Genomic DNA, 14,220 nt, shown 5'->3' on the forward strand with positions numbered 1-14,220 from the left:
TCGCCATGACCGACCTCGCCCCGCAGACCCCGATCGAAACCCTGCTGAAGGCGGCGATGGACGGGTCGGTGCCGATCCGCGCCTTCATGGAGGCCTTCGTCGCCTCCGAGGTGGTACTGCTGACCGGCAGCCTGGTGACCCCCGATGGCAGCGGCTTCGACCCGCTGCTGTTCGACAAGCAGGCCACCCTGCACGTGGCCGTGTTCACCGATCCGTCGCGGGTGGGCATCTACAGCCAGCAGGCCGAACACCAGATCCGCTGGCGGATGCTGGACGTGCTGCGCCGGGTGCCGGGTGGCTACGGCGTGGTGATCAACCCCGGTACCCCGCTGGGCTTCGAGATCTCGCCCAGCGGCGTCGGCGAGATCCTGAAGGACTTCGCCCAGGGTTGATTGTCATGTAGAGCCAAGCCCATGCTCGGCTGCCGTTCGCGCAATGCCGGATCAGTCGAGCACGGCTCGATACTACAGAGAGCTTCCCTTCGGGCACCGTACGTGATCCCCTTTGGACTACATCGGGATCGAGGCACTCTCCATGGAATTCAGCGAATCACCCGCCGACGCACCGGCACGATCACGCCATTCCCGCTCCGCACTGGTCTTCCTGTTCGCGGCCATCGTCGCCGCACTGGTGTCCATGCCTGTTCTGCGTGCGGTGGGCATGGTGCTGTGGCCGGTGTTCGCCATTGCCTGGCTGATCAACCTGGGGGCAGCCTGGCATCTGGGCCAGTGGGCGCGCCAGCAGGGCCGTCCGGCGTGGGCATTCGGGTTGCCGGCGGTGCTTGGCACCGTCGCCTCGATCGTGGTCTTCGTGCTGCTGGCGTTGCTGGGGCCGAAGGCCCCGGTGCGCTGAACCTTCGCGGTTGTCGTGGACGGTGTGCGGGGCAGGGCTCGGCATTACAGCAAGGCCAAGCCAAGCCCGCACGCGTCGCGCGGAGCACCGGCACATCGGCCGGCGCCCCGTTGCTTCACATCGTCACCTTGCGCCGGTTGTCATCGCTCACCCGGTCGATCAGCTTGTTGTAGGGATCGAAGCCTGCTTCGTCCGGCTTTTCATCCACCGTCACCGTGATCTTCGGCGCGGCGCTGGTGATGTGGTGGCGCTGCAGGTACAGCACCTTCTGGTCGCGCTCCTTGCCCGACGGCCCGGTGGCGAACACGCCGATCTCGACCCAGTCATCCATCTTCGCCTCGCTCTCCCTGCCCTTGCCATCGGCGTACTGCTTGGCGGCATGCAGGTCCAGGGTCACGTCGTAGCGGCCGTCAGCACGTTTGCGGGCGCTGGCGGCCATCACCCGGTTGTCGTAGAAGCTGATCTTCTCGAACAGGTCGGTGACCAGCTGCTGGCGGTCGGCCGGGGTCTCGGCGCGGATGTAGCCCAGCAGCTCGCGTGAGGTGGTGTACGGCGGCTGCTGGTAGCCCTTGTCCTGCAGGAAGCGCTTCAACGCACGGTTCAGCGCCTGCTCGCCGATTTCCTCGCGCAGGCGGTAGAACACCAGCGAACCCTTCTGGTAGTGGATGTACTGCTGGTTCTCCACGCGTTCCAGCGGCTGTTCCTCGATGGCTTCGCCACCGCGGCCGGACAGGTAGCCGTCCAGTTCGCGCTTGAGGAACTGGCGCATGTGCTGGCGGCCGTATTCCTGCTCCATCACCATCAAGGCCGAGTACTGCGACAGCGATTCGGACAGCACGGTCGCGCCCTGCACGTTGGCGCCGATCACCTGGTGCGCCCACCACTGGTGCGCGATCTCGTGCGCGGTCACGTAGAACACGTAGTCCACCTTGTCCGGGTCGCGCAGGTCGGCGATGAAACCGATGGCCTCGGAATAGGGGATGGTGTTGGCGAAGGACTGCGCGAAGCGGGCATAGCCCGGGAATTCGATGATGCGTACCTGGCGGTGCTGGTACGGGGTGAAGTTCGCCTCGTAATAGGCCAGCGACTTCTGCGCCGCCTCGATCATCCGGTCCACGTTGTAGCCGTGCGCCGGGTCGAAGTAGACCTCGATCGGGATGTCCTTGTACTTCGCCTTGCGCACCTCCCAGCGTGCCGATAGATAGGCATAGAAGTTCAGCATCGGCCGGTCCATGGCGTAGCTGAAGCAGCGCCGGCCGTTGATCGTGGTCTCGCGCTGCAGGTAGCCCGGGGCCAGCGCCACCTGGTCCGGTGCGGTGCAGACCGTGGTGCGGAAGTCGAGCCAGTCGGCATCGTTGGCAATGTACGTGTTGGCACGCGCCGCTTCGTCCTCCAGCCTGGGCATGCGCCGCGGCTCACCCAGGCCGCGCTTGCGCCGCTCGTTGCGGTCGCTGATCTCGGCGCCCTCGTTGTAGCCGAACGAGGGCAGCACGCGGCTGTTGAAGAAGGTGCCGTTGTCCACGATGTTGCTCGGCGCCGGCCCGGCGGTGATGCCGTTGGGTTTCTGCACCACCCGGAAATGCACGCTGCGGGTTTCGCCCGGCTGCAGCGGCTTCTGCAGGTGGTAGATGCGGTAGCCGAGATCGGCGTCGTGCAACGACAGCGTCTGCCCACCCAGGTCGACGTCGACCAGCTGCTTGTCATCGCCCATCGAGACATGCACGTCCTGGATCGGCGTGGCATGGGTATTGCGCACCGTCCAGTTCGCATCGATCACCATCGACTGCGATTCCGGGAACAGGTCCACGCGGTTGTCCACCGCCACGATGCGCGGCTGCGGCAGGGTGCGGTACTTCGACAGCTCGCGCTCGTAGCGGGCCTGCAGGTCCAGCTGCTGGTCGGGCGAGATGAACTCGTTGCGGATATTGGTGCTCCAGTACAGCCAGCTGCCCACGCCGGCGAAGGCCAATGCCGCGAGTCCGGCGAAGACGCCGGTCGGGCCGCGCAGGCGGCGGCCGGCCAGGGCCAGGCGCTGGCGCAGGCCCTGGCTGACACCGCGCACCCAGAGCGCCGATGCCAGGCACATCAGGGTCAGCAGGAACAGCGCCCAGTAGCCCTGGAATGCCAGCTGCCCCGGCAGGAAGTGGCCGTAGCCGTTCATGTCCGAATAGGGAGCGTTGGGCCAGCCACCGAAGGTGTACAGGTTCTGCGTGTAGTCCAGCATGCCGAGCACGCCCTGGCCGATCATCACCACGATCAGCAGCGCGTAACCGACGAACTTGTTGTTGGTGAGCACCTGCAGCACCAGTGCCAGGCCCCCCATCAGGATGTAGATCACCGAATCCAGCGCCAGGCTGCGCAGGTACAGCAGCGGCTCCAGGTGGGTGTAGCCCTTGACCAGCTGCACGCCCATCGCCGCCAGTGCACCGGCGGCCTGGAAGCAGATGATCACTGCCAGCAGTGCGGTGAACTTGGCCAGCAGCGGTACCCAGTTCGGCACCGGCATGGCATCGGTCACTTCGTTGATGCGCGCGCTGCGTTCCTTCCACACCAGCTCACCGGCGAAGAACAGCACGATGATCACCAGCAGCCAGCTGAAGGCCCCCTGCAGGCCCATGATCATCTGCGAGGTGACCGGCCAGATCGAGGTGCCGTACAGGGTCTGCCGGAACAGCGCGTTGGGCAGGAAATTGGCCAGGCCCAGCACCAGCAGCACGATGAACGGCACGCTGCGCAGGACGCCGCGCGTGTCGAAGCGCACCTGGCGCAGGAACTGTTGCCACGCGGTGGTCGCGCTGAATGCCGGTACCACGCGCGGCAACGGGTTGCGGTTGGGCCGGAGGGCGGCGGCGTCGGCAACCGGCTGCGCCTGCCGGCGGCCCCAGCGACGACGGCCGCTGCCGCTGCGCTCGGTGCGGAAAAGGGCGAACGTGGCGGCGAACAGCAGCGCCGTCACACCCAGCCACAGGGCACGGTTGGCCAGCAGGTAGCCCGCCAGGCCGGGAACGCCGCTGTTGTGCTCGGCGGTGGACCAGTAGCGGATGGTGCGCGACAGGGCGCGCATGCCCAAAGGCTCGCTGAGCACCGCCAGCCAGGTGTTGTCGATGTCGCGCAGCACCGCCGCGCTGGCGCCGAACAGGACCAGGTAGGCCACCAGCCCGATGTAGACCCACAGGATTGAACGCGTGACCGCTGCCAGCAATGACAGCAGCGCGGTGGTGAACAACAGGTTGGGAATGACGATGACCGCAAAACTCCAGGCATAGCCCTGCCAGCTGATCGGCCCCATGCGCTCGGCGTCCACCCAGGGCATGAACGGTGCCAGCCAGAGCCCGAAAGCGACCAGCAGGTAGAACAGCAGGCCGGTAGCCAGGGCGGCGGCGATGCGGCCGGCCAGGTAATCGCGGCGTTTCACCGGGCTGGCGAAGATCAGCTCGGCGGTGCCCAGTTCGAAGTCACGCAGCAGCGCATTGCTGACGAACAGGGCGGTGACCAGCATGCCGAGCAGGGTGAAGATGCCCAGCATCTGCGCGATCACGGTGGGCGCGTTGCTGTGCACGTTGCCGCTGCCACCACCGATCTGTACGGCGTCGCTGGACGCAGCGGCGAAGGCGAGCAGGGCGAACAGCCCGGCCAGCAGCCACAGCAGCGGGGAACGCAGCTGCTCGCGCAGCTCGAAACGGAAGAAATCGAGGATCATGGCGTGCTCCGCTCAGGCTGCTGCGCGAGCACGGGCCTGCAGGCGCAGGCGCTGGAAGTACACGTCTTCGAGGTCGGGAGCCACGGCCGCAAAGCCGTCGCCGGGGTCGTTGGCGCTGTGCACATGGATCACCGGGCGGCCACCGACCAGACGGGTCGACAGCACCACGTAGCGCGCTTCATGGTCGGCCAGCTCCGAAGGATCGACCTGCTTGCGCCAGACCTGGTGCTGCAGGGCGTTGATCGCTTCGCTGGGGCGGCCGGTCAGCAGCACCTGGCCCTTGTTCATGATCGCCATCGTCGGGCACAGGTCGGTCACGTCCTCGACGATGTGGGTGGACAGGATCACCGCTACGTTCTCGCCGATCGCCGCCAGCAGGTTGAGGAAGCGGTTGCGTTCCTCCGGGTCGAGGCCGGCGGTGGGCTCGTCGACGATCACCAGCCGCGGGTCGCCCAGCAGCGCCTGGGCAATGCCGAAGCGCTGGCGCATGCCGCCGGAGTAGGTGCCCAGTTTGCGCTTGCGGGCATCCCACAGGTTCACCTGCTGCAGCAGCCCATCGACCACCTCGCGGCGCTGCGCGCGTTGGGTCAGGCCCTTGAGCACTGCGAAATGCTCCAGCAGGTCCAGCGCGCTGACTTTCGGGTACACGCCGAAATCCTGCGGCAGGTAGCCCAGCCGACGGCGCACGGCGTCCTTGTCACGCAGCACGTCGATCGGCGCCTCGCCCGGAATGCTGAGCGTCACCGTGCCGCTGTCGGCCTCCTGCAGGGTGGACAGCGTGCGCATCAGCGAGGACTTGCCGGCGCCGTTCGGGCCGAGCAGGCCAAACATGCCCCGCGGGATGTCCAGGGTGACGTTGTTGAGGGCATGCACGCCGTTGGCGTACGTCTTGGACAGCGAATCGATCTTCAGCATGCGACGTACACCTTTCCATGGGCAATGTCTGCGCGTTATCCGCGCAACCGCCTCCGTGCGCATCCGCCGTTGGTCATGGGGGGAGAATCCCGCCGTCGTGCGTTGGCCGGCGCGCCGGCCCTGTGGGGGCCTACCCGCGCAGCGACGATTCCCGCACCACCAGCTTCACCGGGATGCTCTGGCTGTCCACCGGCTGCCGGCCGATCAGCGCCAGCAGGCGTTCCACCAGCAGCTGGCCGGCCTGCTTGGTGTCCTGCTGCACCGTGGTCAGCGCGGGGGATACCGAAGCGGCCAGCGGGATGTCGTCGAAGCCGGTCACCGCCACGTCTTGCGGCACCCGCAGCCCGGCCTCGCGCAGGGCGCGCATCGCACCGATGGCGATCAGGTCGCTGGCCGCGCAGATCGCATCGATCGGCTCGCCGCGCGCCAACAGGGCCTGGCAGGCTTCCTGGCCGGAGGCTTCAGTGGTGATCGCATCGTGCTGCAGCGCCGGTTCGGCGGCCAGGCCGTGGTCCTGCAGGGCCGCGACGTGGCCGCGGTAGCGCTCCTGGAATTCGGGGTAGTGGCTGGAGGCATGGCCGAGGAAGGCGATGCGGCGGCAGCCCTGCTGCAGCAGGTGGGTGGTGATGTCATGCCCGCCCTGGAAGTTGTCGCTGCCGATCGAGACACCGGGCTGGCCGGGCAGGGCGGCGCCCCAGCGCACGAAGTGCGTGCCCTGTTCGACCAGCCGCTGCAGGCGGTCGCGCGATTCGTGATAGTCGCCGTAGCCGAGCAGGATGATGCCGTCGGCCTTGTTGCTGTCCTCGTAATCGGCCTGCCAGTCGGTGGACAGCTGCTGGAACGAGACCAGCAGGTCCTGCCCTTGCAGGGCGCAGGCGCGGGTGATCGAGCCCAGCATCGAATGGAAGAACGGGTTGATCAGCGAGTCGTCGTTGGTCGGGTCCTCGAAGAACAGCAGGGCCAGCGTGCCGGCATTGCGCAGGCGCAGGCTGGAGGCATTCTTGTCGACCTTGTAGTTCAGCTCGCGGGCGATGCGCAGGATGCGCTCACGGGTCTCGGCGTTGACCATCGGGCTGCCACGCAGGGCCCGCGACACGGTCGGCTGGGAGACCCCGGCCAGGTGGGCGATGTCCAGGGAGGTGGCTTTGCCTTTGATCGTCATGTGTGGGCGGAGCGGGCAGGTGGGAGGTGCCCGGGCATGATGCCATGCGCAGACGCGAATGCCCCTCCGGGCGTCGGCCTGGGCGCAGGTAAGTTATTGCCGGACAAGGAAATCAGCGTGATCCTTCGGTGCGGTCGGGGTCTCCTGACCGGGCGGAAGGCGGCGGCAATGGTAAGATGCGTCGTTCTCGCATTCCCCCAAATTTCACCAGGGGCGGCCCAGCGTACTGCACCCCGCCCGGGGCTGTGCTATCACTGGCGGTCTGCCCCTGGACAACGGACGAAGGTACCTATGGCGCGCGGCATCAACAAAGTCATCCTGGTCGGCAATCTCGGCAACGACCCGGACGTGAAGTACACCCAGGGCGGCATGGCGATCACCCGCATCAGCCTGGCCACCACCAGCGTCCGCAAGGACAAGGATGGCAACCAGCAGGAGCGCACCGAATGGCACCGCGTGGTGTTCTTCGGCAAGCTCGGCGAGATCGCCGGCGAGTACCTGCGCAAGGGCAGCTCGGTCTACGTCGAAGGCAGCCTGCGCTACGACAAGTACACCGGCCAGGACGGCGTGGAGAAGTACTCCACCGACATCATCGCCGATGAAATGCAGATGCTGGGCGGCCGCGGTGAAGGCGGCGGCGGTGGCGGTGGTGGCAATTACGGCGGCGATCGTCCGCAGCGCCAGCAGGCGCCGCGCCAGGAGTATGGCGGTGGCGGCGGTGGCCAGCGTGGTGGCCAGGGCGGTGGCTATGGCAACCAGGGCGGCAACCAGGGCGGGGGTTACGGCAACCAGGGTGGCAACCAGCGCCCGCAGCCGCAGCAGGCGCCGCCGATGGACGACTTCGCTGACGACGATATTCCGTTCTAAGCGTACCTTCCGTTTATCCCGACAAGGGCTCCTGGCACGCGTGCCCGGGGCCCTTCTCGTTACAGGCGACGTGGCAGGATCCCATTGCCCGGCGGCAGGATGCGGACGTTCGTCGACCTCGTCACCGATTGCCGAACATTCCCTGGTCCAGCAGGCAGTCAATGAACGCGCCCAGCAGGGCGGGGCGATGCCGCCTGTTCGGGTAGTAGAGAAAAAGCCCGGGCCGCGAGACCGACCAATCCGCCAGTACCCGCACCAGCAGTCCCTGGGCCAACAGTTCGCCCACGCCATCCTGTTCGAAGTGATAGGCGATTCCAAGGCCGGCCAGGGCCGACGCAATCCCGATGTCAGCGTGATTGGTGACGACAGGACCGTCCACGGCGACCTCGAGGTGGCGACCTCGCTTCTTGAACTCCCATCGGTACTGCCTGCCATCGCTCTGCAGCCGCCAGTTGATGCAGGCGTGATCCTGCAGTTCCGCCGGAGTTCGCGGTGTTCCGCGGCGTGCCAGGTAATCCGGTGACGCCACGGCCACCATGTTCAGGTCCGGGGTGAGGCGGATGGCCACCATGTCCTTCTCGAGCTGACCACCCACGCGGATGCCCGCATCAAACCGGCCACTGACGATGTCGCTGAGCGCGTCGTCGACCACGATGTCGACAACGACATCAGGGTAGGCCTGGTGGAAGCGGGCAAGCCGCGGGGCAATCAGTGTTCTCGCGGCGATGCCCAGCGTATTGATTCGCAGGGTCCCGTTGATCCGTCCGCTGGCTTCGCTGGTTTCAGCGACCGCGACGGCCAACTCCTGGAACAGCGGCGCGATGCGCGCGTACAGTCGCCCGCCGCTTGCCGAGGGCGCCACGCTTCGTGTCGTGCGATTGAGAAGGCGGGTGCCGAGACGGCCTTCCAGTTGGCGGATGGTCTGGCTCAGGGCCGAGGGCGATACCCCCAGATGTTCCGCCGCCCGCGCGAAGCTCTGGCGTTCCACTACCGCCACGAAGGCCTTCAGTTCAGCGAACTCGGATCCGCGCATTATGTGAGATTCTTGACATAACCCATTCGGATTATAGGGCATTCACTTAACCGACCTGCGTGCACATCCTGAGCGCCTGACCACTGCAGGAGCCAGGAATGAATGCGTTGACCCTCCCAGAACCCATTGCCGCGTACTTCGCGGCCGAACATGACCCTGAAGTGCTGGCGCGTTGTTTTGCCGTCCAGGCTGTGCTGAAGGACGACGGGCACACCCTCGTCGGCGTCGACGCCATCAGAGCCTTCCTGGCCGAGGCATCGGCCAAATACAGCGCCACCAGCGTGCCGAGCGCCATCGAACGGCAGGAGAAACACCACGTTGTCCGTGCCATCGTGAGCGGCAACTTCCCCGGCAGTCCGATTCTGCTGAGCTACCGTTTCGAACTGGAACGGGGCCTGATCGCATCGCTGGAGATCACGGCATGAGCTTCGATCTTCAACTCGGTGGCCTGCGGGCCGTGGTGACCGGCGGCACGGCCGGTGTGGGGGCGGCCGTGGTCAGGACCTTCGCCGAGGCCGGGGCCAGGGTAATGACGTCGGCGCGCAGCCTGCCGGCACGCCCGGTGGAAGGAGTCGCCTACGTAGCCGCCGATCTGTCGACGGCCGAGGGCACCGGCATTTTCGCCCACGCCGTGCTGCAGGCATGGGGCGGCGCAGACATCCTGGTCAATGTGCTGGGGGGATCAAAGACACCTGCCGGTGGCTTCGCAGCGATCAGTGATGCGCACTGGCTTGCCGAGCTGAACCTGAATCTGATGCCGGCGGTCCGCCTGGATCGTGCCTTGCTGCCATCCATGCTCGCGCAGAGCGCTGGCGTGATCATCCACGTCAGTTCGATCCAGCGCATGCTGCCTCTGCCGGAGTCCACCACCGCCTACGCCGCCGCCAAAGCGGCACTTACGACGTACAGCAAGTCGCTTTCACGAGAGGTCACCCCCAAGGGCGTGCGGGTGCTGAGCGTAGCGCCGGGCTGGATCGAGACAGAAGCATCCCGGGAATTTGCAGAACGGATCGCTGCGGAAGCGGGAACCGACTATGAAGGAGGCAAGAAGGTGGTCATGGACTGGCTCGGCGGGGTCCCGGTGGGACGGCCCGCGGCACCGCAGGAGGTGGCCGATCTGATTGTGTTCCTGGCGTCTCCCCGGTCGGCGTCGATTGCCGGAACGGAGTATCGGATCGACGGCGGCACGGTTTCGACCCTGTAGCCAACAGGCGTCGTCCTGCTCCCACCGCCAGAAGGAAAGCCCCGCTCACGCGGGGCTTTTGTTTTCCAGGTCGGTTGCGGAGTTGTGCTTCGCAGCATTGATTTTCGTGCGCTGCGACTTGCAAACACACAAATTCCTCCCCTATGGTGCAATCGATTGCATTGCAGTGAATCCTCAGTGTTTGATGTCGGTTGGGAGGCCGGCAGGTGGATGTCCATCCATTCGATCAGACCGGCTCCGGCGACGGGCCTCACGCGGCGCGATGCGTTGCGCATGGCGGTTGCTGGAGGCGTAGCGCTGGGTACTGCGGGAGCGTTGCCTGCATTCGCCGCCACCGCAGCGCTCAAGGGCAACCTGAAGCACTCCGTGGCGCGTTGGACCTTCCCGCAGCTGTCGGTCGCCCAGCTCTGCACGACGGTGAAAGACATCGGCTTCGCCGCCATCGACCTGGTCGGCCCGGAAGACTGGCCCACGCTGAAGGCGAACGGCGTCTACAGCTCGATGTGCAATGGCGCGGAGCTGGGCCTGACCAAGGGCTTTGCCGGCCGCGAATTCCACGACCCGCTGGTGGAGCGCTACACGCGGCACATCGACCTGGTCGCCGATGCCGGTTACCGCAACCTCATCTGCTTCTCCGGCAATCGCAACGGCATGGACCCGCAGGACGGCATGGCCAATGCCGAGGCGGGCCTCAAGCGCATCCTAGGGCATGCCGAGAAGCGCGGCGTGGTGCTGGTGATGGAGCTGCTGAACTCCAGGGTCGATCACCACGACTACCTGTGCGATCACTCGGCCTGGGGCGTGGAGCTGTGCCAGCGGCTCGGCTCGGACAACTTCGGCCTGCTCTACGACATCTACCACATGCAGATCATGGAGGGCGACATCATCGCCACCATCGGCAAGCATCACGCCTGCTTCAAGCATTACCACACTGCAGGCGTGCCGGGCCGGAACGAGATTGGAGACCAGCAGGAGCTCCACTATCCGGCCATCTGTCGCGCGATCCGCGACACCGGTTTCAAGGGGTATCTGGCGCAGGAATTTACGCCTGCAGCGCCCGATCCCGTTGCCTCATTGCGCGAGGCGATCCGCCTCTGCGACGTCTGAAACGATATCCACCCAGGTGAGAGACCATGGCAGATAATCACTACGACGCCATTGTTGTTGGCTCGGGAATCAGTGGCGGTTGGGCAGCGAAGGAGCTGACCGAGAAGGGCCTGAAGGTCCTGATGCTGGAACGCGGGCGCAACATCGAGCACGTCAAGGACTACGTCAATGCGATGAAGGAAGCGTGGGACTTCCCGCATCGCAACCGGCCGACGCAGGCGATGAAGGCCGCCTTCCCGGTGCTGATGCGCGACTACGGCCTGGCCGAGAACCTGGAAGGAATGTGGGCCAACGAGCAGGACTCACCCTACATCGAAACCAAGCGCTTCGACTGGTTCCGTGGCTACCACGTAGGCGGGCGCTCGCTGATGTGGGGCCGGCAGAGCTATCGGTTTTCCGACCTGGACTTCGAAGCGAACCTCAAGGATGGCATCGCCACCGACTGGCCGATCCGCTATGCCGACATCGCGCCGTGGTACGACCATGTAGAGAGGTTCGCCGGCATCGCCGGCACGCGCGAAGGACTGGACGTGCTGCCGGACGGCGAGTTCCTGCCGCCGATCCCGTTGAACATCGTCGAGAAGGACGTGGCCGCGCGGATCAAGAAGGCCTTTGGCGGAACGCGGCACATGATCCACTCGCGCACCGCCAACATCACCCAGCCGATGCCCGAGCAGGGGCGCGTGAACTGCCAGTACCGCAACAAGTGCATCCTGGGCTGTCCCTTCGGTGCCTATTTCTCGACCCAGGCGGCGACGCTGCCAGCGGCGATGAAGACCGGCAACCTGACCTTGCGGCCGTTCTCGATCGTCAAGGAAGTGCTCTACGACAAGGATCGCAAGCGTGCGCGCGGCGTGGAGGTGATCGATGCCGAGACCGGGCAGACCTACCAGTACACCGCCAAGGTCATCTTCCTCAATGCATCGTCGTTCAATTCGACCTGGCTGCTGATGAACTCGGCGACCGATGTGTGGGAGGGGGGACTGGGTTCTTCGTCGGGCGAGCTGGGGCACAACGTGATGGACCATCATTTCGGTGCGGGCGCCTCGGGCCGGGTCGAGGGCTACGAAGACAAGTACTACTTCGGCCGCCGTCCGTGCGGTTTCTACATTCCGCGCTTCCGCAACGTCGCGGCCGACAAGCGCGGCTACCTGCGCGGGTTCGGTTACCAGGGCGGTGCCAGCCGCACCGGCTGGTCGCGCGAGATCGCCGAGCTCAACATCGGTGCCGACCTGAAGGAGGCGCTGACCGTACCGGGCGACTGGCGCATCGGCATGACCGGGTTCGGTGAAATGCTGCCGCACCACGACAATACGATCCGCCTGGACCACGACCGCAAGGACAAATGGGGGCTGCCGGTGCTGGCGATGGACGTGTCCATGCGCGCCAACGAACTGGCGATGCGCAAGGACATGGCCGCCGATGCTGCCGAGATGCTGGAGGCGGCCGGCGTCAAGGACGTGAAGATGCACGACCACGACTATGCCCCGGGCAAGGGCATCCACGAGATGGGGACCGCACGCATGGGACGTGACCGGAAGAGCTCGGTATTGAACGCGCACAACCAGGTATGGGATGCGCCCAACGTCTATGTGACCGACGGTGCCTGCATGACCTCCAGCGCCTGCGTGAATCCCTCGCTGACCTACATGGCGCTGACCGCGCGCGCGGCCGACCACGCGGTACGCGAACTGAAAGCGGGGAACCTCTGATGGATCGCCGCGAACTGTTGAAGATGATCGTTGCCGCCACCGGCGCGGCCATGGTCGGCCTGCCTGCGCTCGCGCAGGGAAACGCCGCCGCGGCACCGGTGAAGACCCTGTTCTCCGATGCCGACATCGGCACGCTGGACGAGATCGCCGAGACCATCCTGCCGCGGACCCGGACGCCAGGGGCGAAGGATGCCGGCGCTGGCCTGTTCATGGCGACCTTCGTCAGCGATTGCTACACCGCCCGGCAGCAGGCAACGTTCCGGGCAGGCCTGGTCGATATCGACAAGCGCGCCGGCGGCCGGTTTGTGGCGCTTGCGCCGGAAGCCCGCACCCAGTTGCTGCGAACGCTGGACGCCGAAGCCAAGGCGCGCTCTGCCGACGTGACCGAGACCGGTATGCCTGAAGAGGGCGAGGCGATGCCGCATTACTTCACGATGATCAAGCAGCTGGCCATCTTCGGCTTCTTCACCTCCAAGGTCGGGGCGACCGGCGTGCTGCAGTACGTCGCGGTGCCCGGCCGCTACGACGGCGACCTCGCCTATGTCCCCGGTACGCCCGCGTGGGGGACCAGCTGATGGACACCACCCTGATGATCCGCCCTGCGTTGATCACTGTTGGCCTGCTGGCCGCTGCATCTGCATTCGCGCAGGACAGTGCCGACGCTGCGCGCGACCCGAAGAAGACCGAAGTGTGGACCCCCGTGCCCGCTGTCGTGGCCACGCCGCCAGGCAAGGCCCCCTCCGACGCGATCGTGCTGTTCGATGGCAAGGATGTCTCCGCGTGGGAATCGGAGCAGGGCGGACGCGTGCCCTGGAAGGTTGCCGGGGGCGCCATGACCGTCGTTCCGGGCAGCAAGGGCATCCGCACCCGGCAACGCTTCTGCGATGTCCAGCTGCATGTGGAGTGGCGCACGCCCACTGACACGAAGGGCTTCGACGGCCAGAACCGGGGCAACAGCGGGATCTTCCTGCAGGAACTGTATGAACTGCAGGTGCTCGACAGCTACAACAACCCGACCTATGCCAATGGCCAGGCGGGCTCCATCTACAAGCAGGCCATGCCGCGGGTGAATGCCTCGCGCGCGCCGGGCCAGTGGCAGGCCTACGACATCATCTGGAAGGCACCGCGCTTCTCGGTGGGCGGTGGGCTTGTGTCGCCCGCGCGCATCACGGTGCTGCACAACGGCGTGCTGGTGCAGGATGACACCGTGCTGGCAGGCAAGACCGAATACATCGGGGCGCCCTCGTATTCGCCCCATGCGTGTGCGCCGCTCTATCTGCAGGAGCATGACTCCAGGGTCAGTTACCGCAACATCTGGGTGCGCGAGCTGTAGCCGAACACGGCCGGCGTGGTCGCCGGCCGCTTACTTCGCCAGGTAGCTGGCGATATCGTCGATCTCCTGCTGTGACAGCTGGGAGAAGGGCGGCATCAGGCCGCCGCCCTTGCTGATCTTTTCCTTGATCTGTGCAGGTGCCATGCGCTTGCCGATGTCGGTGAGTGCCGGGAACGCGCCCGGCATGCCCGCGCGATCGGCGCCGTGGCAGGCCACGCAGTTCGCGGTGTAGAGCTTTGCTCCCGCAGCCGGGTCGCCCTTGCACCAGGCGGCTGTCGCAACACTCATGCCGCCCAGGGCCACCGCCATTGCCAGGATCATTTTCATGTGGGGCT

At 66.0% G+C, this 14,220-nt stretch carries 14 protein-coding genes; 9 read left to right on the plus strand and 5 right to left on the minus strand.

Annotated elements, in window-relative coordinates; translation table 11 throughout:
- Positions 1 to 5 precede the first annotated feature (5 nt).
- Together AC5JLE_RS06080 and AC5JLE_RS06085 are read left to right on the plus strand one after the other, a co-directional pair.
- Positions 6 to 392 carry an SseB family protein gene (locus tag AC5JLE_RS06080; RefSeq protein WP_262216596.1) on the plus strand — a complete coding sequence of 129 codons (387 nt, stop codon included), beginning with the start codon at positions 6 to 8 and terminating at the stop codon, positions 390 to 392.
- A 142-nt stretch (positions 393 to 534) separates the two neighbouring features.
- The gene (locus AC5JLE_RS06085; protein ID WP_032960678.1) at positions 535 to 852 is read left to right on the plus strand and encodes a hypothetical protein; all 318 of its coding nucleotides are present in this window, start codon (positions 535 to 537) and stop codon (positions 850 to 852) included.
- 115 nt (positions 853 to 967) lie between these two features.
- Here AC5JLE_RS06085 and AC5JLE_RS06090 read toward each other — a convergent pair whose 3' ends face one another.
- From AC5JLE_RS06090 to AC5JLE_RS06100, 3 genes are all read right to left on the minus strand, one after another.
- Entirely contained in the window at positions 968 to 4,552 is a 3,585-nt protein-coding gene (locus tag AC5JLE_RS06090; protein ID WP_496065118.1) for an ABC transporter permease/M1 family aminopeptidase, read from the minus strand.
- A gap of 12 nt (positions 4,553 to 4,564) precedes the next feature.
- Positions 4,565 to 5,467, minus strand: a complete 903-nt coding sequence (locus AC5JLE_RS06095) for an ABC transporter ATP-binding protein (RefSeq protein ID WP_046429400.1) — start codon at positions 5,465 to 5,467, stop codon at positions 4,565 to 4,567.
- 130 nt (positions 5,468 to 5,597) lie between these two features.
- Entirely contained in the window at positions 5,598 to 6,629 is a 1,032-nt protein-coding gene (locus tag AC5JLE_RS06100; protein WP_329856218.1) for a LacI family DNA-binding transcriptional regulator, read from the minus strand.
- Positions 6,630 to 6,920: 291 nt separating this feature from the next.
- Here AC5JLE_RS06100 and AC5JLE_RS06105 point away from each other — a divergent pair, with 291 nt between their 5' ends.
- A complete protein-coding gene (locus tag AC5JLE_RS06105; RefSeq protein WP_006423759.1) occupies positions 6,921 to 7,496 on the plus strand; it encodes a single-stranded DNA-binding protein in 576 nt (191 codons plus the stop codon).
- Positions 7,497 to 7,617: 121 nt separating this feature from the next.
- Here the strand turns inward: AC5JLE_RS06105 and AC5JLE_RS06110 are convergent, their stop codons facing one another.
- A complete protein-coding gene (locus AC5JLE_RS06110) occupies positions 7,618 to 8,529 on the minus strand; it encodes a LysR family transcriptional regulator (protein WP_049404958.1) in 912 nt (303 codons plus the stop codon).
- 98 nt (positions 8,530 to 8,627) lie between these two features.
- On the opposite strand from AC5JLE_RS06110, the gene AC5JLE_RS06115 reads away from it, so the two are divergent.
- The 6 genes from AC5JLE_RS06115 (at position 8,628) to AC5JLE_RS06140 (ending at position 13,885) form a co-directional block, all read left to right on the plus strand.
- Entirely contained in the window at positions 8,628 to 8,954 is a 327-nt protein-coding gene (locus AC5JLE_RS06115) for a nuclear transport factor 2 family protein (RefSeq protein WP_496065119.1), read from the plus strand.
- Positions 8,951 to 9,733, plus strand: coding sequence for an SDR family oxidoreductase (locus AC5JLE_RS06120; protein ID WP_496065120.1), 783 nt, complete (start codon positions 8,951 to 8,953; stop codon positions 9,731 to 9,733). The genes AC5JLE_RS06115 and AC5JLE_RS06120 overlap by 4 nt, the downstream gene beginning before the upstream one ends.
- Positions 9,734 to 9,943: 210 nt before the next feature.
- Positions 9,944 to 10,840 (plus strand): hydroxypyruvate isomerase family protein, encoded by an 897-nt coding sequence (locus AC5JLE_RS06125; RefSeq protein WP_049404955.1) that lies wholly within the window; start codon positions 9,944 to 9,946, stop codon positions 10,838 to 10,840.
- A 26-nt stretch (positions 10,841 to 10,866) separates the two neighbouring features.
- A complete protein-coding gene (locus AC5JLE_RS06130; RefSeq protein ID WP_046429409.1) occupies positions 10,867 to 12,552 on the plus strand; it encodes a GMC oxidoreductase in 1,686 nt (561 codons plus the stop codon).
- A complete protein-coding gene (locus tag AC5JLE_RS06135) occupies positions 12,552 to 13,127 on the plus strand; it encodes a gluconate 2-dehydrogenase subunit 3 family protein (RefSeq protein ID WP_197561530.1) in 576 nt (191 codons plus the stop codon). Before AC5JLE_RS06130 ends, AC5JLE_RS06135 begins: the two co-directional genes overlap by 1 nt.
- Entirely contained in the window at positions 13,127 to 13,885 is a 759-nt protein-coding gene (locus tag AC5JLE_RS06140) for a 3-keto-disaccharide hydrolase (protein ID WP_046429464.1), read from the plus strand. Before AC5JLE_RS06135 ends, AC5JLE_RS06140 begins: the two co-directional genes overlap by 1 nt.
- 30 nt (positions 13,886 to 13,915) lie before the next feature.
- On the opposite strand, the gene AC5JLE_RS06145 is transcribed toward AC5JLE_RS06140, so the two are convergent.
- Positions 13,916 to 14,212 carry a c-type cytochrome gene (locus AC5JLE_RS06145; protein WP_032961525.1) on the minus strand — a complete coding sequence of 99 codons (297 nt, stop codon included), beginning with the start codon at positions 14,210 to 14,212 and terminating at the stop codon, positions 13,916 to 13,918.
- Positions 14,213 to 14,220 lie beyond the last annotated feature (8 nt).

The sequence above is a fragment of the Stenotrophomonas sp. genome, assembly GCF_059505245.1.

Excerpts from the sequence above, each read along its gene's own strand:
- AC5JLE_RS06080 (WP_262216596.1), top strand. The coding sequence starts at position 6 with ATGACCGACCTCGCCCCGCAGACCCCGATCGAAACCCTGCTGAAGGCG.
- AC5JLE_RS06085 (WP_032960678.1), top strand. The coding sequence starts at position 535 with ATGGAATTCAGCGAATCACCCGCCGACGCACCGGCACGATCACGCCAT.
- AC5JLE_RS06090 (WP_496065118.1), bottom strand. The coding sequence starts at position 4,552 with ATGATCCTCGATTTCTTCCGTTTCGAGCTGCGCGAGCAGCTGCGTTCC.
- AC5JLE_RS06095 (WP_046429400.1), bottom strand. The coding sequence starts at position 5,467 with ATGCTGAAGATCGATTCGCTGTCCAAGACGTACGCCAACGGCGTGCAT.
- AC5JLE_RS06100 (WP_329856218.1), bottom strand. The coding sequence starts at position 6,629 with ATGACGATCAAAGGCAAAGCCACCTCCCTGGACATCGCCCACCTGGCC.
- AC5JLE_RS06105 (WP_006423759.1), top strand. The coding sequence starts at position 6,921 with ATGGCGCGCGGCATCAACAAAGTCATCCTGGTCGGCAATCTCGGCAAC.
- AC5JLE_RS06110 (WP_049404958.1), bottom strand. The coding sequence starts at position 8,529 with ATGCGCGGATCCGAGTTCGCTGAACTGAAGGCCTTCGTGGCGGTAGTG.
- AC5JLE_RS06115 (WP_496065119.1), top strand. The coding sequence starts at position 8,628 with ATGAATGCGTTGACCCTCCCAGAACCCATTGCCGCGTACTTCGCGGCC.
- AC5JLE_RS06120 (WP_496065120.1), top strand. The coding sequence starts at position 8,951 with ATGAGCTTCGATCTTCAACTCGGTGGCCTGCGGGCCGTGGTGACCGGC.
- AC5JLE_RS06125 (WP_049404955.1), top strand. The coding sequence starts at position 9,944 with ATGTCCATCCATTCGATCAGACCGGCTCCGGCGACGGGCCTCACGCGG.
- AC5JLE_RS06130 (WP_046429409.1), top strand. The coding sequence starts at position 10,867 with ATGGCAGATAATCACTACGACGCCATTGTTGTTGGCTCGGGAATCAGT.
- AC5JLE_RS06135 (WP_197561530.1), top strand. The coding sequence starts at position 12,552 with ATGGATCGCCGCGAACTGTTGAAGATGATCGTTGCCGCCACCGGCGCG.
- AC5JLE_RS06140 (WP_046429464.1), top strand. The coding sequence starts at position 13,127 with ATGGACACCACCCTGATGATCCGCCCTGCGTTGATCACTGTTGGCCTG.
- AC5JLE_RS06145 (WP_032961525.1), bottom strand. The coding sequence starts at position 14,212 with ATGAAAATGATCCTGGCAATGGCGGTGGCCCTGGGCGGCATGAGTGTT.